Source organism: Cupriavidus sp. L7L, from assembly GCF_004353535.1.
Lineage (GTDB): Bacteria > Pseudomonadota > Gammaproteobacteria > Burkholderiales > Burkholderiaceae > Cupriavidus > Cupriavidus oxalaticus_A.
This window is the reverse complement of the sequence record NZ_SMNY01000024.1, coordinates 396,123-416,685: the sequence shown is the minus strand read 5'-3', so window position 1 is coordinate 416,685 and position 20,563 is coordinate 396,123. Positions and strand designations below refer to the sequence as shown.

Below are 20,563 nucleotides of genomic sequence, written 5' to 3'. Positions count from 1 at the left end.
ACGGCAGGCCTCGGCCTGCCGTTGTCATCTCAGCAGAACAGTATTGAATGGCCAAGAAAGGCAATATCTCCTCCCGCAACCTCCGCATCTCCGACCAGATCCAGAAGGACCTGGCCGAGATGATCCAGCACGAGCTGCGCGACCCGCGCCTGGGCCTGGTCACGCTGCAGTCGGTCACGCTGACGCCGGACTATGCCCACGCCAAGGTGCACTTCACCGTGCTGGGTGCCGAGCCGGCAACGGCCGAAGCCATCCTCAACGAGAAGGCCGGCTTCCTGCACTCGCTGCTGTACAAGCGCCTGCACATCCATACCGTGCCGACGCTGCGCTTCCTGCACGACACCTCGGTCGAACACGCGATCGAGATGTCCAAGCTGATCAACGAAGCGAACGCCACGCGTTCGAAAGACGACTGAGCCGGTGCCCGTGCCGCCAGGCATGGGCAACGCGACCGCCAGGGTCGCACGCCGCGCCGCATCAGCGTCGCTCCTGTTTCCTCCGATGACCGATTCCAACGCCGCCCGTCCGCCGCGCCTGCCGCGCCGCGATGTCCATGGTGTGCTGCTGCTCGACAAGCCGCTGGGCCTGTCGTCCAACGATGCGCTGGTGCGCGCCAAGCGCCTGTTGCGCGCCAACAAGGCCGGGCATACCGGCACGCTCGATCCGCTGGCCACCGGCCTGCTGCCACTGTGCTTTGGCGAGGCCACCAAGTTTTCGCAGGACCTGCTGGAAGCGGACAAGACCTATGACGCCGTGGTGCGGCTGGGTGCGCGCTCCAGTACTGGCGACGCCGAGGGCGAGTTGCTCGATGTCCGTGAGGTGACCTGCGACCGCGCCGCGGTGGAGCAGGCGCTGGCGCGCTTTACCGGCGAGATCGAACAGGTGCCGCCGATGCATTCGGCGCTGAAGAAGGATGGCCGCCCGCTGTATGAGTACGCGCGCGCTGGGCAGACGGTCGAGCGCGCCGCGCGCCGCGTCACCATCCATGCGATCGAACTGCTGGGTTGCGCGCTGCCCCCGGCGTTCAGCACGGCCGCGTTCACCATGCGCGTGACCTGCAGCAAGGGCACCTACATCCGCACGCTGGCCGAGGATATCGGCGAGGCGCTGGGCTGCGGCGCCCACCTGACCGGCCTGCGCCGCATTGCCGTGGGCGACCTGACGCTGGACGGCGCGGTGACGCTCGAGCAGATCGAGCAACAGGACGATGCCGCGCGGCCGGACATGCTGGCCCCCGTCGACGCCTTGCTGCAGAAAAGTCCGCCCGTGACGCTGGACGAAGCTGCCGCTGCGCGCTTCCTGCAGGGACAGCGCATTGCGCACCGGGACCTGCCCGATGGCACCGATATCGCGGAAGGCGTGCTGGCGCGCGTCTATGCCGGCGCGCCGGCGCGCCTGCTCGGCGTTGCTCGCATGCGCGAGGGAGCCTTGCGGCCGGAGCGGCTGGTCAAGCTGTAGGCGCCGCTCCTCGCCGGGAGCGATCAGTCGAGCGTGATTTTTGCTGCCTTGATCACGTCGGCCCACATCTTGCGATCCTGCGCCAGGAACCCGGCGAAGTGCTCGGGCGTGTCGCCGACCGGCTCGGAGCCGAACTCCGCCATCTTCTTCTTCACTTCCGGATTCGCCAGCGCCTTCACCAGTGCCTGGTTGTAGCGGGCCACGATCGGCTTGGGCAGGTCCTTCGGGCCGAAGATCCCTTGCCAGGTCGGCATATTGAAATCCTTCAGGCCGCTCTCGGCCAGCGTCGGCACGTCGGGCAACAGCGGCGAGCGCTTGCTGCCGGTGACGGCGATGGCGCGGACCTTGCCGGACTTGGCCAGCGATGCCGCCGTGGTGATGTTGTCCACGGTCATGGCGATATGGCCGCCCATCAGGTCGGTGATCACCGGCGTGGCGCCCTTGTACGGCGCGTGGACCATGTCGACGCCGAGGCGGTGCAGCATGGTCTCGGCGATCAGGTGGTTGGACGTGCCGACGCCCGCCGTGCCATAGGTGACCTGCGGCGTCTTCTTCACGTACGCGGTGAAGTCGGCCATCGACCTGACCGGCAATGCCGGGTTGATGATCACTACGTTGGGCTGCGTCGCCAGCATGGCGATCGGCGTGAAATCGTCCGCCTTGTACGGCGTGCCCTTCGCGTTGAGCACATGCGTGACCGCCATCGCACCGGCCGCGCCCATGCCGATGGTGTAGCCGTCAGCCGGCGCCTTGGCCAGCTTGTCGGCAGCGATGTTGCCGCCCGCGCCCGGGACGTTTTCCACCACCACCGGCACACCGAGGCTTTCGGACAACGGTCCCTGCACCAGTCGCGCCAGCAGGTCGGCAGAACCGCCCGGCGCGAAGCCCACCAGCAACCGCACCGGCTTCGACGGCTTCCACTCCTGCGCATGCGCGCCCGTGGCCGCTACCGCGCCCAGGCTCATGCACACCATGCCGCGCAGCAGCGGCCCCATCCACTTCGCCACCTTTTCCATCGTTACTTCCACTCCAGCAGTGTCACGGGCAATCTGTCAGCGGGCTTGCCCTTACCCGTAAGCCACATCACAGGCGGCTTCCGGCGCGGCCTTCCAGCACCTGGCCGAGCAGCCTGGCCACCATCCGGTTCGAGAGCACCACCGGCGCGCCGGCATGGCGCGCGACTTCGGCCCGCATCGCCTCGGTGTACCCCATGCAGTGCATCACCACCAGGTCGCAGCCGCGCAGCGTCGCGCCGGCCTGCGCGAAGCGGCCGGTGCCGGTGTCTTTATAAGGCGAGGCATGCGTCACGCGCAGTTCGCAGGACACCGGCTCGATCAGGTGAAAGCTGCCGACCTGGACTTCGAGGGGCAGCACGATGCCGAGCCGCTTGCATCCCCGGGCGAGCGCGACGGTCAGGTGATCCACCACTTGCTGCGGCTCGATCACCAGCGTGCGCATCGGCGGCAGCGCGGTGCCAGTGCATAGCGGCACCAGTGCGTCGAAGCGGCCATCGTCCAGCGATGCCATCAGCCGCGCGAGCATGGCCTCGGCCACCGGCTTGCCCATCACCGCCTGCGAGCCGTCGCGCAGGCGGCTGGCAAAGCGATACTCGCGCTCTGTGGGGGCGAGTGCGGCGATCTGGCCCGCCTCGAGGTCGTCGAGGATGCCGAATTCTTCCGCCGCCACCGGCAAGCCCAGATCGGCCAGCATCTGCGGCACCACGTCGGTCCGCGGCGCCTGGCCGATGGTGACGAAGGCCACGCGCGGCAGCCGTCCGGCGGTGGCGGTCATGCCGCTACCCCGACGGTCTGCAGGTGTGCCAGCGACCCATAGCGCCGCTGCAGTTCGGCCCACTCGTCCACGTCGTAGAAGGCGCACTGGCCCTGGCCGAACAGCTTCGCGACCTCGATACAGAAGCGCGTGGCCACATCCAGGTCATGGGCATTGGTCACGCCGGTCGCGCAGCCAGGCACCGTGGTCTGCGCGGTCAGCGCCACGCCGACCACCGGTGCATCGGTGACGATGGCGGGCTGCATGATCGAATTGACGTGCCACAGCCCGTTCTCGTAGGGCGTGATGTCCTGCGTGGTCAGCGGCAGCACCACCGGCAGCTCGCCGCTGACCCAGCCGATCAGGTCCAGCATGCGTTCGGGCAGGCGCAGCAGCCAGCCCTCCTTGGCCACCGGCGTCAGCGCGACGCCGCGCCGGTTGACGAAGCGGTTGCCGCGCGTGGTGTCGACCGACAGGATCGCCGCCATTTGCGGATGGACCTCGTGCGACATCATCGTGCGCATGGCGAAGGGCGACCTCATCATTGGCACCGGCTGGTGCGGCCGGGTGGCGGCATGCGGGCAGATGTGGGTGTGGATGCGGACCGGGCCGGCCAGCACGTCGCCGCCGGCGGCCATGTCGGCCAGCTTCAGCGCGGTGGCGACCGCGACGATGGCACCGTCGGCATCGGACACCAGGCCGGTCACGGCCGGGCGTGCGCCCACGCCGCCGAGGCGGCCGACCACGCCCAGCGCGGGCGCGTCGGGATTGCGGCCGGGCAGGGTGCAGGCGAGGAAGTCGGTGCAGAGGCCGTTCTCTTCCACGCGCGTCACCGTTACGTCGCTGATGCCGCGCGCGCGCAGCAAAGTGGCAACGGCTGCGCCGTCGACATTGGCTGCGGACAGCAGCTCGATCGATTCAATCACCTGCTTGACGGACATCTTGCTTGGGTTCCTTGCTTTCCTGTATTGCGATGGCTCAGATGGCAGCGGCGCAGGCCGGCACGGACAATGCGCCGGGGGCGACGTCTACGATCTCCTGGCCAAGGAACCAGCGTGCGCCATGCGCGCCGCCCATCTCCATGCGATCGCCCGATACGCGCACCCAGTTGCCTTCGGGCAAGCCCAGCACCGGCATCTGCGGCTGCAGCACCGTGAACTCGGCCAGCCGCTGGTCACGCGTTTCGCCGCGGAAGCCGGGCACCATCAGGTTGAAGTAGTGCGGGTTGATCTGGAATGGGACCAGCGCGAGCGCATCGAGGCCGCCGGGGTCGGCGACCGGCATGTCGTTGGTGGTGCGGATGGTCGGGCAAGCGACGTTGGTGCCGGCGCTCCAGCCGATATAGCGCGCCGCGCCCGCAGCCACCTGGCGCGCGATGACGGGCAGCAGGCCGCGTTCGCGCAGGCATTGCAGCAGGCGGAAGGTGTTGCCGCCGCCGATGACGATCAGTTCGGCCGCTTCCACGGCCCGCACGCATTCGGCATCGGAGAGCCGGTGGGGCGAGTGCGCTTCGATGCCGGCCGGGGCCAGCGCGTCGCGCACCAGCGCTTCATAGGTGTCCCAGTCGCGCGTGACGCCGGCGAACGGGAGGAAGCAGGCGCGGGTGCGCCCGCCGGCCAGTTCGCGGAGCGCGTCGTGGGCATGGACGAGGTAGCCCGCGTCGCTGGTGGAGTTGCTGAGTAACAGGAGTTCCATGGGATTGAGCTGCCGGGATTGCTATTGCCCGGCGGTGTCGCCGGGATGAAGCCAGAGCGGATCGCCGATGCGCTGCCCGACCGGCGCCACTGCCTGCACCAGCGTTTCACGCAGCGCGTGGGCCTGGGCCTGGCTGACCTGCATCGCGGTGAACGACAGGCACAGGCCGCGCACATCTCCGGAAAGCGGATCGGCCAGCGTGGTGGCCACGGCGCCAATGCCCGGCATGCCTTCATTCACGGCGATCGCGCTGCGCTCGCGGCTGGCGCTTGCCACGCGCTCGGCCAGTTCGGCCACGGTAGCGGGGCAGCCAGCCGGCGCCTCGGGCAATTTGCGCGCGCCGGAAGTGCCATAGCGTGCGCTGAATTCGGCTTCCGGCAGGCGCGAGAGCAGGACGCGGCCCATCGCGGTGGTGAATGCCGGCCGGCGCGCGCCTGGCGGCGACAGCACTTGCACCGGGTTGCTGCCGTTCAGGCGCTGCAGGACCACGGTGTCGGTGCCGTCGAGCATCGACAGGTAGGCGGTGAAGCCGGTGGAGTCAGACAGCGCGGCCAGGATCGCCCGGCATTGCTCGTCGAACGGATGCGCCTGTGTCGCCGCCTGGGCGGCGCGGATCAGCAGCGTCCCGGGGCGGTAGCGCCGCGTCGATGGCTGCAGCTCCAGCAGCCGGTAGCGCACCATCTGCGCCAGCAGCCGCGAAGCCGAACTCTTGGCCAGGCCGAGTTCGTCAATGACGTCGTTGAACGTGACTTCGTGCCGGCCTTGTTCGAACATGGCCAGCACGCTTTCCACGCCCTCGAGAATGCTCACACCGTCGCTCCGTCTCTTTGGTTTTCCGTTTGGTTCCGTTTTTAGGAACCGTGGTTCCGTAAATCGGTTTGGAAATCATAGGACGGCCGAGGCCGGAATACAAGGGGTGCCGGTGGGTTCCGGCGAGAAGACAAAAAAGGGACGCTCGCAAGCGTCCCTTTGTCCCTAAGCAGGTGTATGCGTCAGTGTGCCGCCATCGCGTCCGCCGAACCGCCGCCGCCCTTGGCTGGCCGCGTGAGCCAGACAAAGCCGATCAGCACGAAGAACAGCATCCCCGAGATCCAGAAGATATCGTTGGCGCCCAGCATGGCTGCCTGCTGGCTGATGTTGCGCTCGATCACCCCCACGGCCTGCGCCTGGCTCATGCCCATCTGCGTCAGGTGGCTGAGCTGGCCCTGATAGGCCGGGTTGTACGGGTTCACCTGCTCGACCAGCTGCGCGTGGTGCAGCGCCGTGCGGTTTTCCCATACCGTGGTCGAGATCGAGGCGCCGATGCCGCCGAAGGTAATCCGCACGAAGTTCGACAAGCCCGATGCCGCCGGAATCTTCTCGGCCGGCTGTCCCGACAGGATGATCGACGTCAGCGGGATAAAGAACATCGCCATCGCCGCGCCCTGGATCAGCGTCGGCACCATCAGCGTCCAGGTATCGACCTGCGTGGTGAAGCCCGAACGCATCAGGCTGACGATGCCGAAGGTGATGAACGCGGCCGTTGCGACCCAGCGCGCATCCATCTTCGGCAGGTTGCGCCCGATCACCGGCGATAGCAGGATCGCGAAGATTCCCACCGGCGCCATCACGATGCCGGCATCCGTCGCCGTATAGCCGACGATGGTCTGCAGCCACAGCGGCAGGATTACCAGGTTGCCGAAGAACAGCCCGTATGCCACCGAGATGGCGATCACCCCCGAGCTGAAGTTGCGGCCCTTGAACAGGCTGATGTCGACGATCGGATGCTTCTCATAGCTCTCCCATGCCAGGAAGAACAGGAAGCCGACAATGGCGACCAGCGTCAGCACCACGATCTCGGTGGAGTGGAACCAGTCCAGCTCCTTGCCCTTGTCGAGCATCAGCTGCATCGACCCCACCCAGATCACCAGCAGCGCCAGGCCGATGCGGTCGATCGGCAGCACCTTGGTCGGCGTCTCGCGGTCCTTGTAGATGGCCCAGGTGGCGTAGGCGGTGATGATCCCCACCGGCACGTTGATGTAGAAGATCCACGGCCACGTCATGTTGTCGGAGATCCAGCCGCCCAGCAGCGGGCCCATGATGGGCGCCACCAGCGTGGTCATGCCCCACAGCGCCAGCGCCATGGTGCTCTTCGCCGGCGGATAGCTCGACAGCAGCAGCGACTGCGACAGCGGGATCATCGGCCCCGCCACCGCCCCTTGCAGGACCCGCGCGGCCAGCAACGTTTCCAGGTTGGGCGCGACGCCGCACAGCCACGACGCCAGCACGAACAGCAGGATCGACGTGATGAACAGCCGCACCGCGCCGAAGCGCGTGGTCAGCCAGCCGGTCAGCGGCACCGAGATCGCATTGGCCACCGCGAACGAGGTGATGACCCAGGTGCCCTGGTTGGGCGCCACGCCGAGGTCGCCCGAGATTGCCGGGATCGACACGTTGGCGATCGACGAGTCCAGCACGTTCATGAACGTGGCCAGCGACAGCGCGATGGTGCCGATCACCAGCTTGCCGCCGGTCAGCGGCTGCGGCTGTTGCGGCGCCAGCGGCGCGGCAGGCCGCGCCGGCGTGCCGGCGCCGGACTGCGCGGCGGTGATGGAGTTGGCCATGATCAGGTGCGGGCAGGCTTGGCGTTGGCGTTGTTGGCCGCGCTGGCGCCGTCAGTCCCATTGGTGGCGGGCAGGCTGGCGGCGCGGCCGCCGTTGTTGGCGGTGATGATCTGGGCGATCAGCTGGTCGGCGTCCTGCGCCACCTTGTCATAGACGTCGGTCTGCATCGGCCTGGCCGGCGCGGCGTTGGCCATGGCGGCGCCTTCCTCGCGGCGCACGTCGACCTTCACCGTCATCGACAGGCCCACGCGCAGCGGGTGGTCCTTGAGCTGCTGCGGATCCAGCGCGATACGCACCGGCAGGCGCTGCACCACCTTGATCCAGTTGCCGGTGGCGTTCTGTGCCGGCAGCAGCGAGAAGGCGGAACCGGTACCGGCCGAGAAGCCCGCGACCTTGCCCTTGTACTCGACCTTGGAGCCGTACACGTCAGCCTCCAGCGTCACCGGCTGGCCGATGCGCATATGGGTGATCTGCACTTCCTTGAAGTTGGCGTCGACCCAGACCTGGTCCAGTGGCACCACCGCCATCAGCGGCGCGCCCGCGGCCACGCGCTGGCCCACCTGCACCGAGCGCTTGGCCACGTAGCCGGTCACCGGCGCCGGCATGGTCGAGCGCGCGAACGACAGGTAGGCCGAGCGCAGGTTGGCGGCGGCGCGCTGCACGTTAGGGTGCTTTTCCACGGTGGTCTGGTCGGTCAGCACCTTGTTCGAGGCCAGCTGCTCGCGCGCTGCCAGCAGCGCCGATTCGGCGGCCTTGACCGCCGCCTGCGCGTGCGAGATTTCTTCATTGGAGACCGCGCCCGAGCCGGCGATGGCCTGGCGGCGGCGCAGGTCTTCGCGCGCCTTGGCGACATCGGCCTCGCGCAGCGCCACATTGGCGGCGAGCGAGCCGTTGTTGACGTACAGCGTGCGCACCTCGCGCACGGCCTGCGCCAGCTGCGCCTCGGCCTGTTCCAGCGACACCTGGGTATCGGCGCGGTCCAGCTGGATCAGCGGCTGGCCGGCGGTGACGAGTTGCGTGTCGTCGGCGGCGATCGACACCACCGTACCGGCGACCAGCGGGGTCACCTGCACCACGTTGCCGGCGACGTAGGCATCGTCGGTGGTTTCGAAATGGCGGGCGTACATGCCCCAGTACACGCCGTAGCCGATGCCGGCGACAACGATCGCCGCGGTCAGCGACAGCAGCATGCGCTTGCGCTGGCCGTTGCCGTTGGGGGCCGGGGCTTGCTGGGGATTGCTGGTGCCGGCCGCTTGCTGGTTGTTGCTCATGATGTTCTCTGGTGAATCCTGTCTGCAATCACTGGGTGCGCGGATCAGCCGCGGGCGCCCGCCTGGGTCTTGTCCTGTTGCTGCGCCGTGCCGGCCTGGCTGTGGCCGGCGTGGCTCTCTTCGCCTTCGGCAGGTTCCTGGTAGCCGCCGCCGAGGGCCTTCATCAGGCCCATCTGCAAGTCGAGGCGGCGTGCCTGCAGGTCGGTCGCGAGCCGGCGCTGCTGCAGCACGTTGCTTTCCGCGTTCAGCACGGTCAGCTGCGTGCCCAGGCCCGCCTTGTAGCGCGTGGTCGCCAGTACGTAGGCGTGCTCGGCCAGGTCCAGTGCTTCGCGCTGGCTCTCGATCTGCTTGTCGACGCTGCGGATGCTGGTCATGGTGTCGGCGGTTTCGCGCAGCGCATCGACCAGCGCCTGGTTGTAGTTGGCCACGGCGATGTCATAGCCGGCATACTTGCCCTTCAGGTTGGCGCGCAGCCTGCCGCCCTCGAAGATCGGCAGACGGATGGTCGGGCCGATGCCGAAGGTGCGGCTGATGCCCATCAGCAGATTGGACGGGTCCAGCGCGGCCAGGCCGGCGAACGCTGTCAGGCTGACGTCGGGCAGGAATTCCTTCTTGGCGACATTGATGTCCTTGGATGCCGCTTCGACGCGCCAGCGCGCAGCCACCAGGTCGGGACGGCGGCCAAGCAGGCCGATGGTCAGGTCGTCGGGCAGGGTGGGTGTGGACTGGGCCAGCAGCACCGGCGGCTGGATCTGCAAGCCGCGGTCCGGGCCCTTGCCCAGCAGCGCGGCGAGCTGGTTGCGGGCCAGCGCGATCTCTTCGTCGACGCGCTGCAGGTCGGTCTGCGACGCGGCCACGGTGCCGCGTGCCTGCGTGGTCTCGACCTGCGTGTCCAGGCCGGCGGCCAGCCGCTGGCGCGACAGCTCGGTCAGGTCGCGGCGCTGCGCGATGGCGCGCTCGGCGACGTCGCGCTGGGCATACAGCGCGGCCAGGCGGGCGTAGTTGCGCGCGATCGAGGTCGCCAGGATCAGGCGCGAGGCCTGGCTTTCCGCCTCGGCGGCACGGTCGTCCGACAGCGCGGCTTCGAGCGCGTCGCGGTTCTTGCCCCAGAAGTCGAAGTCATAGGACAGGCCGACCTGCAGCCGCGACTGGTTCTGCCACGAGCCGGCCAGCGGCGTGCCTTCGAACAGATCCTTCTCGGAGAAGCGCTGGCGGATCAGGCTGCCTTCGAACTCCACGTGCGGATATAGCGCGCTGCGGGTGGCATCGGCCATGGCGCGCGAAGCTTCCACACGCGCAAACGCAGCCTGCAGGCTGGGGTTGTCCTTGACCGCTTCATCAACCAGCGCGCTCAGCTGCGGGTCCTTGAACTGGTCTACCCAGTCCTGCGTGGGCCACTGGCCGTGTTCGCCGGGCAGGGTTTGCGAGCTGGCCATCGCGGCCGGCTCGGCCATGGTCTGCGTGCTGTGCGAATTGCCGAGCGCGGCGCAGCCGGCCAGCACTGCCGCGGCCACGGCGGTCACTGCCAGCATGCCCGCGCGGCGTGCCAGCTGGTGCGGGCGTGCCGACAGGGGGGCTTGTGAAGAGAGGGCTTGTTTCATGGTGTCGCTCCGTGTGCGGAGCCATGCTTTGTGACGGGTGGTGCGGTGTGGTCCGGCGTGCCGGACGGTCTGCCTTGCCGGGTTCCGGCCGGCATGCCGCTAGCCGCTGTTGTTATCGATGACCCGGCGCAGCATGGTCTTCAGCAACTGGAGTTCGTCGGCGGAAAACCCCCTGAAGTGCTGGGAAAGTACTTTGCAGAAGATGGTCGGCAGCCGGTCTGCCAGGGCCTGGCCCTGTTCGGTCAGCAACAGGTCGACCACGCGGCGGTCGTCGTCGCGGCGCTGGCGTTCGACCAGGCCGCGTTTTTCCATGCGGCTCAGCAGACGCGTAACCGAGCCCATGTCGGTGTTCAGTTCGCGCCCCAGATCTGTGACGGTAGCGGCACGCCCGGTGGCAATCATGATCAGGCAGCTGGCCTGCGCATGCGTGATGTCCAGGCTGCTGACCTCCTGCTCGACGCTATGTGCCAGCGTGTTCTTCGCGCGTTGCAGCAGATAGCCGACGCTGTCGCACATCTGGTACTTGGCGGGATCGAACAGTGTGGTATCTGCTGCCGACGGTCCGGAGGTAGGGTCCTTTGACATCTTTGCCTTTGCAATCTTTGCTGAGGCAAATATATGTTCATGTTTAAGGATGCGCAAGAACGGAAATTCGTTATTTCGTTTTGTGAAATAATATTTGCTAAGGGAGTGACGGTTGAGTCAACGCATCTTGCGCCGCAACATGCTAGAATATTTGGTTACCTCAGATTCTCCGACCCTCCTTGCGAGGGCCGCTCTTAGCGAGACGCAGCAATGACCCGCGCCATCCGAAACATCGCCATCATCGCCCACGTCGATCATGGCAAGACCACCCTGGTCGACCAGCTCCTGCGCCAGGCAGGCACCTTCCGCGACAACCAGCAAGTCGCCGAGCGGGTGATGGACTCGAACGACCTGGAAAAGGAACGCGGGATCACGATTCTCGCGAAGAACTGTGCCGTCGAATACAACGGCACCCATATCAACATTGTCGACACCCCGGGCCACGCCGACTTCGGCGGTGAAGTGGAGCGCGTGCTGTCGATGGTCGACGGCGTGCTGCTGCTGGTCGACGCGGTCGAGGGCCCGATGCCCCAGACCCGCTTCGTCACGCGCAAGGCGCTGGCGCTGGGCCTGAAGCCGATCGTGGTGGTCAACAAGATCGACCGTCCGGGCGCGCGCCCGGACTGGGTCATCAACCAGACCTTCGACCTGTTCGACAAGCTGGGTGCGACCGATGAGCAGCTCGACTTCCCGGTGATCTACGCATCGGGCCTGAACGGCTTTGCCGGCCTTACCGAAGACGTGCGCGACGGCGACATGAAGCCGCTGTTCGAGACCGTGCTGGACAAGGTGCCGGTGCGTGACGACGACCGGGACGGCCCCCTGCAGCTGCAGATCATTTCGCTGGACTACTCCAGCTACGTCGGCAAGATCGGCGTGGGCCGCATCTCGCGTGGCCGCGCCCGTCCGCTGCAGGACGTGGTGGTCAAGTTCGGCCCGGAAGGCAACCCGATCAAGGGCCGCATCAACCAGGTGCTGAAGTTCCAGGGCCTGGAGCGCGAGATCGTGCCCGAGGCCGAAGCCGGCGACATCGTGCTGATCAACGGCATCGAAGAACTGGGCATCGGCTGCACCGTGTGCGCGCCGGACGCCCAGGACGCGCTGCCGATGCTGAAGGTGGACGAGCCGACGCTGACCATGAACTTCTGCGTCAACACTTCGCCGCTGGCAGGCCGTGAAGGCAAGTTCGTGACCAGCCGCCAGCTGCGCGAGCGCCTTGACCGCGAACTGAAGTCGAACGTGGCGCTGCGCGTGGCCGATACCGGCGACGACACCGTCTTCGAAGTGTCGGGCCGCGGCGAACTGCACCTGACCATCCTGCTGGAAAACATGCGCCGCGAAGGCTACGAGCTGGCCGTGTCGCGTCCGCGCGTGGTGTTCAAGGAAATCGACGGCGTCAAGCACGAGCCGTACGAACTGCTGACCGTGGACGTCGAAGACAGCCACCAGGGCGGCGTGATGGAAGAGCTGGGCCGCCGCAAGGGCGAACTGCTCGACATGGCGTCGGACGGCAAGGGCCGTACCCGCCTGGAATACCGCATCCCGGCCCGCGGCCTGATCGGCTTCCAGGGCGAGTTCCTGACGCTGACGCGCGGCACCGGCCTGATCAGCCATATCTTCGACGACTACGCGCCGGTGCGCGAAGGCGGCCTGGGCGAGCGCCACAACGGCGTGCTGATCTCGCAGGACGACGGCGATGCGGTGGCCTACGCGCTGTGGAAGCTGCAGGACCGTGGCCGCATGTTCGTCAAGCCGGGCGATGCGCTGTACGAAGGCATGATCATCGGCATCCACAGCCGCGACAACGACCTGGTGGTCAACCCGATCAAGGGCAAGCAGCTGACCAACGTGCGCGCTTCGGGTACCGATGAAGCCGTGCGCCTGGTGCCGCCGATCCAGATGTCGCTCGAGTACGCGGTGGAATTCATCGCCGACGACGAACTGGTCGAGCTCACGCCGAAGAGCATTCGCCTGCGCAAGCGCCACCTGAAGGAGCATGAGCGCAAGCGTGCCGCACGCGAAGGCGCATAAGCGCTTTCGGTGTCAAAAAAAACCGCGCTTTCGAGCGCGGTTTTTTATTGCCGCCGCGTCACCAGATGCATCTGGCTCCTACGTTCCCGGAAGCACCCCCGTGGCGGACGCACGCGGGCTGCGCCATTCCGGCGGCTTCCACAGGTAGCGCAAATCCCGGTCGCGCCACGCATCCACGAACATGTCGCGCCATTCGTGGAAGGTCAGCGTCAGCGGATTGTGCGTGCGCACCTGCCGCGTGATGCCGTACACCGGCGCCTCCCGCTCGGGGACGAAGGTGCCGAAGAGCCTGTCCCATACCGTCAGCACGCCGGCGTAGTTGCGGTCGATGTACCGCGGGTTCCTGGCGTGATGCACGCGATGGACCGAAGGCGTATTGAACACCGATTCGATCCACGGCCGGCGCCGCCCCAGCCGCGTATGGACGAAGAACTGGAATGCCAGATTCAGGCCCACGGCCAGGATCACCCAGTCCGGCGTGAAGCCGATATACGCCAGCGGAATCCAGAACAGCCACATCCCGGACAGCGGATACGTCAGGCTCTGCCGGAACGCCGTCGAGAAATTCATGCCTTCCGACGAGTGATGCGTCACGTGCGACGCCCATAGCCAGCGCACGCGATGGCTGGCGCGGTGGAACCAGTAGTACAGGAAGTCCTGCAGCAGCAGCAACAGCGCGAACGACCACGCGGTCTCCGGGACGGCATGCAATCCATGCCGGTAACACCAGCTATACACCGTCCGGATCATCAGCCAGAGGAAGAAGGCGTCCGAGGCCTGGTGCATCAGCGCGAGCGTCGCATTGGAGACGGTATCGCGCAGGCTGTACACCGACCGGTCGCGGCGTGCCCAGTACCAGGCCTCGCCGGCAATGGCCAACAGGAAGACCGGCGCAAACGCCAGCAGCACGAGTTCGGGATCGAGCGATTCGGTGGTCATCCCGCCAGTGTGCACATTTCATGCGGAATTGCTACGAGGAGTTCCTCCAAACATGCGCGATAGCGCGGGTGAGCCGCATCGGGCGTATCCCCGCATTGCTGTACTGATGCGCAGTTGTGTCGCGCATTGGAAGGCAAGTAATCCGGGTTAAGGAACCGTTGTGCGCGCCGTAGATGAGCAGGGGGGCGGCATGCCACGTCCCCTGGTTTCGCAAACGCCTTCGCCCCGCATTTTTCGCCCTTCTAACCCCGGAGCTTCAATGTTCAAGAACACCACCATCGGAGCCAGATTGTGGTTCCTGACCATCGTTACCAACTTGTTGCTCCTGATTGTCGGTGCCGTCGGTTGGCTCGGCATGTCGCGCAGCAACGATGCCACGCGCCAGATCTATTCGCAGCAGCTGTCGGCAGCGGTGCATCTTGCCGAGGCGCGCTCGAACCAGCTGCTGGTGCGGGTGCTGCTCGACCAGGCCACCTTTGCCACGGACCCCGCCGACGCCAAGGCCCGCGCCGCGACCGCCGAGGGTTTTGCGCGCGATTCCGAGAAAGCATGGAAGGCCTACCTTGCGCTGCAGCGCCCGGCTGATGAGGAGCGAATGGTCGATGATGTCACCGCCAAGCGCGACGCACTGTTCAAGCAAGGTGTGGCCCCCATGATCGCCGCGTTGCACGCGGCCGATCGCGATGCGGTGATGAAGTACGTGCTCGAGGAAATCCCCAGGCTCGACATCGCCTTCACCGCGGCCAATGCCGAACTCAACAAGCTGCAGCTGGCCAGCGCGAGGGAGGTCTACGAAGCGTCGCAGCACCGTTATCGCAACCTGTTCACGCTGTCGGTCATGGCACTGGTGCTCGGGCTGGCGTTCAGTACCGTGGTGGCGTGGCGCCTGCGCGGTTCGATCGTGCAGCCCCTCGATGTCGCCATCGCGCGCTTCGACAGGATCGCCGGCGGCGACCTGAGTGTCCAGGCAGCGGACGGCGGTGGCGTGCAGGCCGATGAGTCGGCGCGCAACGAAACCGCGCGCATGCTCGGCATGCTGGGCCGCATGCAATACAGCCTGGTGGCGATGGTGGGTGAAGTGCGCGGTGGTGCCGACGCCATTGCCTCGGCCAGCAAGCAGATCGCCAGCGGCAACGCCGACCTGTCGCAGCGTACCGAGCAACAGGCCGCATCGCTGGAAGAAACCGCGTCGAGCATGGAAGAGCTGACTAGTACCGTGCGCCAGAACGCCGACAGCGCGCGTGAGGCGCGCACGCTGGCCACCGACGCCAGCGCGCTGGCAGAGCGGGGCAGCGAGGCGGTGTCGCGCGTGGTCGATACCATGCGTTCGATCGACGGCAGTTCGAGCAAGATCGTGGACATCATCGATGTGATCGAGAAGATCGCGTTCCAGACCAATATCCTCGCGCTCAATGCCGCCGTCGAAGCGGCGCGCGCCGGCGAGCACGGCCGCGGCTTCGCGGTGGTGGCGGGCGACGTGCGCGACCTGGCGCAGCGCTGCGCCGGCGCATCGAAGGAAATCCGCACGCTGATCGGCGCTTCGGTGGCGAACGTGCGCGAAGGCACGGGACTGGTCGACGATGCCGGCCGCGCCATGGAGGACATCGTCTACGCCGTGCGGCGCGTGAGCGGCATCATCGGCGATATCAGCGCGGCGTCGGACGAACAGTCGCAGGGCATCGAGCAGGTCAACGTGGCGGTGTCGCAGATGGACAGCATGACCCAGCAGAACGCGGCGCTGGTCGAGCAGGCCGCCGCCGCGGCCGCTTCGCTGGAAGACCAGGCGCAGCGCCTGACGGCGCTGGTGGCGACGTTCAGGCTGGCCTGAACGCGGCCGCCGGCGGCGCACGCGCATGGCCCTTGCATGCGCCGCAAGCTGCCAACGGGGTACGCCTGCCGGTGCGACTGGCGTAAAATCGCCAGTTGCATTGGAGGAGCAAGACATGACTGAATTCGTCACGACCGAAGTCCACGGTGGCATCGGATACCTGACGCTGAATCGTCCGCAGGCGCTCAACGCGCTGTCGCTGGACATGATCCGCGCCATGACCCAGGCGCTGCAGGCGTGGGCTTCGGCGCCCGAAGTGGTGGCGGTGGTGGTTGCCGGTGCCGGCGGCAAGGCATTCTGCGCTGGCGGCGATATCCGCTACTTCCACAAGGCGGCGCATGAAGGCGATCCGCTGCTCGACCAGTTCTTTGTCGAGGAATACGCGCTCAATTTCCTGATCCACCGCTACGCCAAGCCTTATATCGCGCTGATGGACGGCGTGGTGATGGGCGGCGGCATGGGTATTTCGCAAGGGGCCCGGCTGCGCCTGGTCACCGAGCGCACCAGGATGGCCATGCCCGAGACCAATATCGGCCTGTTCCCCGATGTCGGCGGCGGCTGGTTCCTGGCACGCACGCCAGGCCATATCGGCGAATACCTGGGGCTGACCGGCACCGCGATCAGCGCAGCCGATGCGCTGTACGCAGGCCTGGCCGATGCCTACCTGCCCGGCAACCGGCTGGCCGAGCTGGTCGCTTCGCTGCGCGCGCAGCAGTTTGCCAGCGGCGAGGCCGTCCTCGCGCATATCGATGGCTTCACCGCACCGCACCGCGCAGACTGCCTCCCTGCGCAAAGCACGCTGGCTGGCCTGTCCGCACAGATCGACGCATTGTTCGCCGGCAATACCGCGCAGGACATCCTGGCGGCCGTCAGCGATGCGCCGGGCGACTGGGCCGCGCAGACCGCTGCCATGCTGCGCAGCCGCTCGCCGCTGATGCTGTGCGTGTCGCTGGAGCAGATCCGGCGCGCGCGCGGCATGTCGCTCGAAGATGAGTTGCGCATGGAACTGGACATGATGTACTACGTGTTCCGCAATGGCGACGGCGTCGAAGGCATCCGCGCCCTGGCGATCGACAAGGACCACAAGCCGCGCTGGCAGCATGCCCGGCTGGATGAGGTTGGCCGCGAGACGATCCAGTCGTTCTTCGACAGCCCGTGGCGTACGGAAGACCATCCGCTGGCCGCGCTGGGCAAGGGCGCCTGAGCGCCCGTTCACATGGCCGGGCGGCCGTGCGCGCCGCTCGCTTCGCGGTGGACCAGTCGCGACTCGGGTAGAGTGGTGGCTGGACCGGCGCGGCTAGCCATGCCAGCCATGGCGCCCGCACCGTCCGCTTCAAGTGTCCACACAGACAAGGGAGCCGTGATGAGTAATCCTCGTGATGTCGTTGTACTGGTGGGAAGCCTGCGCAAGGAGTCGTATAACCGCAAGCTGGCCAAGGCGCTGATCGCGCAGGCGCCGGCACAACTCAAGCTGGAGATCGTCGAGATCGGCGACCTGCAGCTCTACAACCAGGACCTGGACGACAAGCCGCCGCAGACCTGGGTCGCATTCCGCGACCGTGTGCGTCGCGCCGATGCGGTGCTGTTCGTCACGCCCGAGTACAACCGCTCGGTCCCCGCACCGTTGAAGAACGCCATCGACGTGGGCTCGCGCCCCTATGGCAGCAGCGTCTGGGACGGCAAGCCCGGCGCCATCATCAGTGCCTCGCCGGGTGCCGTCGGCGGGTTTGGCGCAAATCATCACCTGCGGCAGTCGATGGTTTTCCTCAATGTTCCGGTCCTGCAGCAGCCCGAGGCCTATATCAGCGGTGTCGACAAACTGCTCGACGAACAGGGCGGCATTGCCAACGAATCCACGCGGGGGTTCCTCGACAAGTTCCTGACCGCGTTCGCCACGTGGATCGACAAGACTGCTGCCACACGATGAGCCCCTGGGCCCGGCCGCGTCCGGGCATTACTGATCGTTCATGGTCAGGATCGTCGAGTAGATTCAGATTTCGCCGCGCCGGCTGCGACCTTCGTTGCAGCCGGGTCGTGGCGGCCTGCGTCTCAGGCGAAAGATCTGCCAGGGTGGTAAACTCGTGCGCCTCCCGAAAAGCCGCAATACTGCTGCGGCTGCATTGTGCGACGCCTCCGCCGCACGGGAATCGCCTCCACCGGGCGTTGTTGATATCTGCGAGTAGCATGAGGATTGGTCGCGCCGATCCGTTCCAAGATGACCCATTTTCAAGGTAAACCTGCCGCGGCAAGTCCGCGCCGCGTCTCCGTGGCGCCGATGATGGACTGGACTGACCGCCATTGCCGCACCTTCCATCGCCAGCTCAGCCGCCATACCTGGCTGTACACCGAGATGGTGACCACCGGTGCGCTGCTGCATGGCGACGTGCCGCGCCACCTGGATTTCGATGCGGCCGAGCAGCCTGTCGCGCTGCAACTTGGCGGGAGCGAGCCGGCAGACCTGGCCGCGGCGGCGAAGTTGGGCGAGCAATGGGGCTACAAGGAGATCAACCTGAATTGCGGCTGCCCGTCCGAACGCGTGCAGCGCGGCGCTTTCGGCGCCTGCCTGATGGCGGAGCCCGAACTGGTTGCCGATTTCGTGAAGGCGATGCGCGATGCGGTCAGCATCCCGGTGACGGTAAAGCATCGCATCGGCATCGATACCATCGAGCACTACGATTTCGTGCGGGATTTTGTCGGCATGGTCGCGGAGGCGGGCTGCGACACATTTATCGTCCATGCGCGCAATGCCATCCTGAAAGGCCTGAGTCCAAAGGAAAACCGCGAGATCCCGCCGCTGCGCTATGAAGTGGCATACCAGCTGAAACAGGAATTTCCGCAGCTGGAGATCCTGATCAATGGCGGCATCGCCACCTATGACGAGATGGCTCGGCACCTGCAGCACGTCGATGGCGTGATGATTGGCCGCGAGGCCTACCACCAGCCCTATCTGCTGGCGGAAATGGACGTACGCTTCTATGGCGACGCCGAGGCGGCAGTGCGATCGCGGCTGGATGTAGAACTATCGATGCAGGGTTACATCGGCGACATGGTCGAACGCGGCGGGTACATGGGCGCCGCTACTCGGCATATGCTGGGGCTGTACCGCGGCGTTGCGGGAGGACGAGGCTGGCGCCGCGTGCTGTCCGATGCGAAGCGCATGCATGCCGCGCGCACTCGCGCCGATGTGGATGCACTGTTTGCAGAGGCGCGTACACACCTGCGTCCCCTGGCGTCAGAGCCGCTGGCGGCATAGGGCGAGTCGCGCTGAGCGATCGAGCACCGGCATGCTTTTGGGCGCTTGAATCGCTGCTCTAACACCGAATCGCCAAACTGTGCATGGCTCCCGGGAGCGTAGCGCACGCGACACTTGCAATGTCCGATCGCCCCGGAACTGGCGCCCGCAAAGGGATTCCCCTAATTCGCCGAGGCAGGGCACTTTTTTACACTGTGCCTGCCCTCGAATACAGGGCTTTCTTCAACTGATTATTCGGCCCGCTTCGGCGGGCTTTTTTTCGTCGGCGCGTCCGGCGCTCTTCGTTTACCCGAATGGTGCAATCCCCGGATGACAGTTACATTGCAACGGCCTTCAGGGCATTTGAGATCGCTAAAGTTAAGAGTCCGCGCTGCGGACTCTTTTTTTGGCCTTCTGCGGCCTTCTGCGGCCTTCTGCGATCGCGCCAGTCGAGCCGGTTTGACCGGACTGCATGAAAAAGAGTTCCATCGGTCATGCCGGTAGCGCTGGATCTATCGCGAAGTACGGCTGATGCCCACGTCCAGCGTTCCGTAGGCCGTAATTCCCGACTCCTGTTCATCGGCTCCGCCGGCCGCACAGCCCCCCAGGGCCGCGACCATCCCCAGCAGCAGCAAGACTCCCGCCAGACGTCCAAGCATCGTTGGCATGCTCCTTCCCCGCAATTCATCCTGAAGATGGTTGGGCCACTGCCAGTGCGCCAGGTTCCAGCGAACCATTGCAATAGCGAACCCCCGATGGGGCGGGCCGCCTGAGGGGAAGATCGAGGGGGGGGGCAATATCCCTCGGGGCAGAGTATCGCTGTGCGCACGACCGGCAAGAACCCTGCAGAGGTGGGGCTGTGCACGCCAAATCGCCCGTGGATTGGTGACTTACCGCAAAGGCCTCTCGCTGCCGCGCTCCGCGCCCATGTCTGGCGCCCTGGCCTGCGTGCTACGATTCTTCGCATCGCCACGGGCGAACGGACGGCAGCAAGCGTGGACAAAGCGAACGCAAACAACGAAGAGTCATTCGGCGAAGTGTTTGAGGACTTCAGGCTGGTCTGGGTCGCCGAACAACTGCAGGATGGCAAATGGACGGCGCGCTACTGCTGGCACCACGGCACCTCGGCAGCCGCGGCCAGGGCATTGCAGGAAGCCGTCCTCAACGGAAAGTCGCGCCGGTTGCTGGGCCACTTCGACACCGAGGCGGAGACCATTGCCGCAATCAAGGAGGCAGTGCTGCTGGAGGCCAAGTGGCAGCCGCGCAAGGCGTGATGCAAGCCCCGTAAAAAATTTGTGCGGGATACTAGCCATCTCGGAAAAGTGTTTGTATAATTTTAGTTTTCGTCGATCAGCGCTTCGCTGATGACCTCTACGGTGGCTGTAGCTCAGTTGGTAGAGTCCAGGATTGTGATTCCTGTCGTCGTGGGTTCGAGTCCCATCAGCCACCCCAAAAATTCTTTGCAAAACAGCCGCTTACAAAAGCGGCTGTTTTGCTTTCTGGACATCCATACAGTGGTCTGTTCCCGCCATATTCCCACGGTGGGAATA

The 20,563-nt window shown here is 66.1% G+C and carries 18 protein-coding genes and 1 tRNA gene; 9 read left to right on the top strand and 10 right to left on the bottom strand.

Annotation, left to right across the window (positions count from 1 at the left end; translation table 11 throughout):
* The first annotated feature begins 47 nt into the window (after window positions 1-47).
* Window positions 48-416 carry a 30S ribosome-binding factor RbfA gene (gene rbfA, locus E1J61_RS24110; protein ID WP_133096489.1) on the top strand — a complete coding sequence of 123 codons (369 nt, stop codon included), beginning with the start codon at window positions 48-50 and terminating at the stop codon, window positions 414-416.
* An 85-nt stretch (window positions 417-501) separates the two neighbouring features.
* The gene (truB, locus tag E1J61_RS24105) at window positions 502-1,458 is read left to right on the top strand and encodes a tRNA pseudouridine(55) synthase TruB (protein ID WP_133096488.1); all 957 of its coding nucleotides are present in this window, start codon (window positions 502-504) and stop codon (window positions 1,456-1,458) included.
* Window positions 1,459-1,481: 23 nt separating this feature from the next.
* Here truB and E1J61_RS24100 read toward each other — a convergent pair whose 3' ends face one another.
* From E1J61_RS24100 to E1J61_RS24060, 9 genes are all read right to left on the bottom strand, one after another.
* Window positions 1,482-2,474, bottom strand: coding sequence for a tripartite tricarboxylate transporter substrate binding protein (locus E1J61_RS24100; RefSeq protein ID WP_133096487.1), 993 nt, complete (start codon window positions 2,472-2,474; stop codon window positions 1,482-1,484).
* Between the two features lie 67 nt (window positions 2,475-2,541).
* The gene (locus E1J61_RS24095) at window positions 2,542-3,249 is read right to left on the bottom strand and encodes an AroM family protein (protein ID WP_133096486.1); all 708 of its coding nucleotides are present in this window, start codon (window positions 3,247-3,249) and stop codon (window positions 2,542-2,544) included.
* Window positions 3,246-4,169 (bottom strand): DUF1177 domain-containing protein, encoded by a 924-nt coding sequence (locus E1J61_RS24090; protein ID WP_133096485.1) that lies wholly within the window; start codon window positions 4,167-4,169, stop codon window positions 3,246-3,248. The genes E1J61_RS24095 and E1J61_RS24090 overlap by 4 nt, the downstream gene beginning before the upstream one ends.
* 37 nt (window positions 4,170-4,206) lie before the next feature.
* Window positions 4,207-4,923, bottom strand: a complete 717-nt coding sequence (gene pepE, locus E1J61_RS24085) for a dipeptidase PepE (RefSeq protein WP_133096484.1) — start codon at window positions 4,921-4,923, stop codon at window positions 4,207-4,209.
* Window positions 4,924-4,944: 21 nt separating this feature from the next.
* The gene (locus E1J61_RS24080) at window positions 4,945-5,733 is read right to left on the bottom strand and encodes an IclR family transcriptional regulator (protein ID WP_133096483.1); all 789 of its coding nucleotides are present in this window, start codon (window positions 5,731-5,733) and stop codon (window positions 4,945-4,947) included.
* Between the two features lie 182 nt (window positions 5,734-5,915).
* On the bottom strand, window positions 5,916-7,526 hold the full coding sequence (locus E1J61_RS24075) for a DHA2 family efflux MFS transporter permease subunit (RefSeq protein ID WP_133096482.1): 1,611 nt from the start codon (window positions 7,524-7,526) through the stop codon (window positions 5,916-5,918).
* A 2-nt stretch (window positions 7,527-7,528) separates the two neighbouring features.
* Complete coding sequence (locus E1J61_RS24070) at window positions 7,529-8,797, bottom strand: HlyD family efflux transporter periplasmic adaptor subunit (protein ID WP_133096481.1); 1,269 nt, start codon at window positions 8,795-8,797, stop codon at window positions 7,529-7,531.
* A 44-nt stretch (window positions 8,798-8,841) separates the two neighbouring features.
* Window positions 8,842-10,398, bottom strand: coding sequence for an AdeC/AdeK/OprM family multidrug efflux complex outer membrane factor (locus E1J61_RS24065; protein WP_133096480.1), 1,557 nt, complete (start codon window positions 10,396-10,398; stop codon window positions 8,842-8,844).
* 99 nt (window positions 10,399-10,497) lie between these two features.
* Window positions 10,498-10,983 (bottom strand): MarR family winged helix-turn-helix transcriptional regulator, encoded by a 486-nt coding sequence (locus E1J61_RS24060; protein ID WP_133096479.1) that lies wholly within the window; start codon window positions 10,981-10,983, stop codon window positions 10,498-10,500.
* 210 nt (window positions 10,984-11,193) lie between these two features.
* Between E1J61_RS24060 and typA the strand changes: the two genes are divergently transcribed.
* Complete coding sequence (typA, locus tag E1J61_RS24055; RefSeq protein ID WP_133096478.1) at window positions 11,194-13,014, top strand: translational GTPase TypA; 1,821 nt, start codon at window positions 11,194-11,196, stop codon at window positions 13,012-13,014.
* A gap of 78 nt (window positions 13,015-13,092) precedes the next feature.
* Here the strand turns inward: typA and E1J61_RS24050 are convergent, their stop codons facing one another.
* Window positions 13,093-13,953, bottom strand: coding sequence for a sterol desaturase family protein (locus E1J61_RS24050; RefSeq protein ID WP_133096477.1), 861 nt, complete (start codon window positions 13,951-13,953; stop codon window positions 13,093-13,095).
* A gap of 259 nt (window positions 13,954-14,212) precedes the next feature.
* On the opposite strand from E1J61_RS24050, the gene E1J61_RS24045 reads away from it, so the two are divergent.
* The 6 genes from E1J61_RS24045 (at window position 14,213) to E1J61_RS24015 (ending at window position 20,465) form a co-directional block, all read left to right on the top strand.
* On the top strand, window positions 14,213-15,781 hold the full coding sequence (locus tag E1J61_RS24045) for a methyl-accepting chemotaxis protein (protein ID WP_133096476.1): 1,569 nt from the start codon (window positions 14,213-14,215) through the stop codon (window positions 15,779-15,781).
* 115 nt (window positions 15,782-15,896) lie between these two features.
* The gene (locus tag E1J61_RS24040) at window positions 15,897-16,985 is read left to right on the top strand and encodes an enoyl-CoA hydratase/isomerase family protein (protein ID WP_133096475.1); all 1,089 of its coding nucleotides are present in this window, start codon (window positions 15,897-15,899) and stop codon (window positions 16,983-16,985) included.
* A gap of 159 nt (window positions 16,986-17,144) precedes the next feature.
* Entirely contained in the window at window positions 17,145-17,708 is a 564-nt protein-coding gene (locus E1J61_RS24035) for an NADPH-dependent FMN reductase (RefSeq protein WP_133096474.1), read from the top strand.
* Between the two features lie 288 nt (window positions 17,709-17,996).
* Entirely contained in the window at window positions 17,997-19,034 is a 1,038-nt protein-coding gene (dusA, locus tag E1J61_RS24030) for a tRNA dihydrouridine(20/20a) synthase DusA (protein ID WP_133096473.1), read from the top strand.
* Between the two features lie 974 nt (window positions 19,035-20,008).
* Entirely contained in the window at window positions 20,009-20,287 is a 279-nt protein-coding gene (locus E1J61_RS24020; protein WP_133096565.1) for a hypothetical protein, read from the top strand.
* A gap of 102 nt (window positions 20,288-20,389) precedes the next feature.
* Window positions 20,390-20,465, top strand: a tRNA-His gene (locus E1J61_RS24015).
* Window positions 20,466-20,563 lie beyond the last annotated feature (98 nt).

Bases quoted from the DNA above. Each gene is read 5' to 3' on its own strand.
- rbfA (WP_133096489.1), top strand. From the start codon at position 48: ATGGCCAAGAAAGGCAATATCTCCTCCCGCAACCTCCGCATCTCCGAC.
- truB (WP_133096488.1), top strand. From the start codon at position 502: ATGACCGATTCCAACGCCGCCCGTCCGCCGCGCCTGCCGCGCCGCGAT.
- E1J61_RS24100 (WP_133096487.1), bottom strand. From the start codon at position 2,474: ATGGAAAAGGTGGCGAAGTGGATGGGGCCGCTGCTGCGCGGCATGGTG.
- E1J61_RS24095 (WP_133096486.1), bottom strand. From the start codon at position 3,249: ATGACCGCCACCGCCGGACGGCTGCCGCGCGTGGCCTTCGTCACCATC.
- E1J61_RS24090 (WP_133096485.1), bottom strand. From the start codon at position 4,169: ATGTCCGTCAAGCAGGTGATTGAATCGATCGAGCTGCTGTCCGCAGCC.
- pepE (WP_133096484.1), bottom strand. From the start codon at position 4,923: ATGGAACTCCTGTTACTCAGCAACTCCACCAGCGACGCGGGCTACCTC.
- E1J61_RS24075 (WP_133096482.1), bottom strand. From the start codon at position 7,526: ATGGCCAACTCCATCACCGCCGCGCAGTCCGGCGCCGGCACGCCGGCG.
- E1J61_RS24070 (WP_133096481.1), bottom strand. From the start codon at position 8,797: ATGAGCAACAACCAGCAAGCGGCCGGCACCAGCAATCCCCAGCAAGCC.
- E1J61_RS24065 (WP_133096480.1), bottom strand. From the start codon at position 10,398: ATGAAACAAGCCCTCTCTTCACAAGCCCCCCTGTCGGCACGCCCGCAC.
- E1J61_RS24060 (WP_133096479.1), bottom strand. From the start codon at position 10,983: ATGTCAAAGGACCCTACCTCCGGACCGTCGGCAGCAGATACCACACTG.
- typA (WP_133096478.1), top strand. From the start codon at position 11,194: ATGACCCGCGCCATCCGAAACATCGCCATCATCGCCCACGTCGATCAT.
- E1J61_RS24050 (WP_133096477.1), bottom strand. From the start codon at position 13,953: ATGACCACCGAATCGCTCGATCCCGAACTCGTGCTGCTGGCGTTTGCG.
- E1J61_RS24045 (WP_133096476.1), top strand. From the start codon at position 14,213: ATGTTCAAGAACACCACCATCGGAGCCAGATTGTGGTTCCTGACCATC.
- E1J61_RS24040 (WP_133096475.1), top strand. From the start codon at position 15,897: ATGACTGAATTCGTCACGACCGAAGTCCACGGTGGCATCGGATACCTG.
- E1J61_RS24035 (WP_133096474.1), top strand. From the start codon at position 17,145: ATGAGTAATCCTCGTGATGTCGTTGTACTGGTGGGAAGCCTGCGCAAG.
- dusA (WP_133096473.1), top strand. From the start codon at position 17,997: ATGACCCATTTTCAAGGTAAACCTGCCGCGGCAAGTCCGCGCCGCGTC.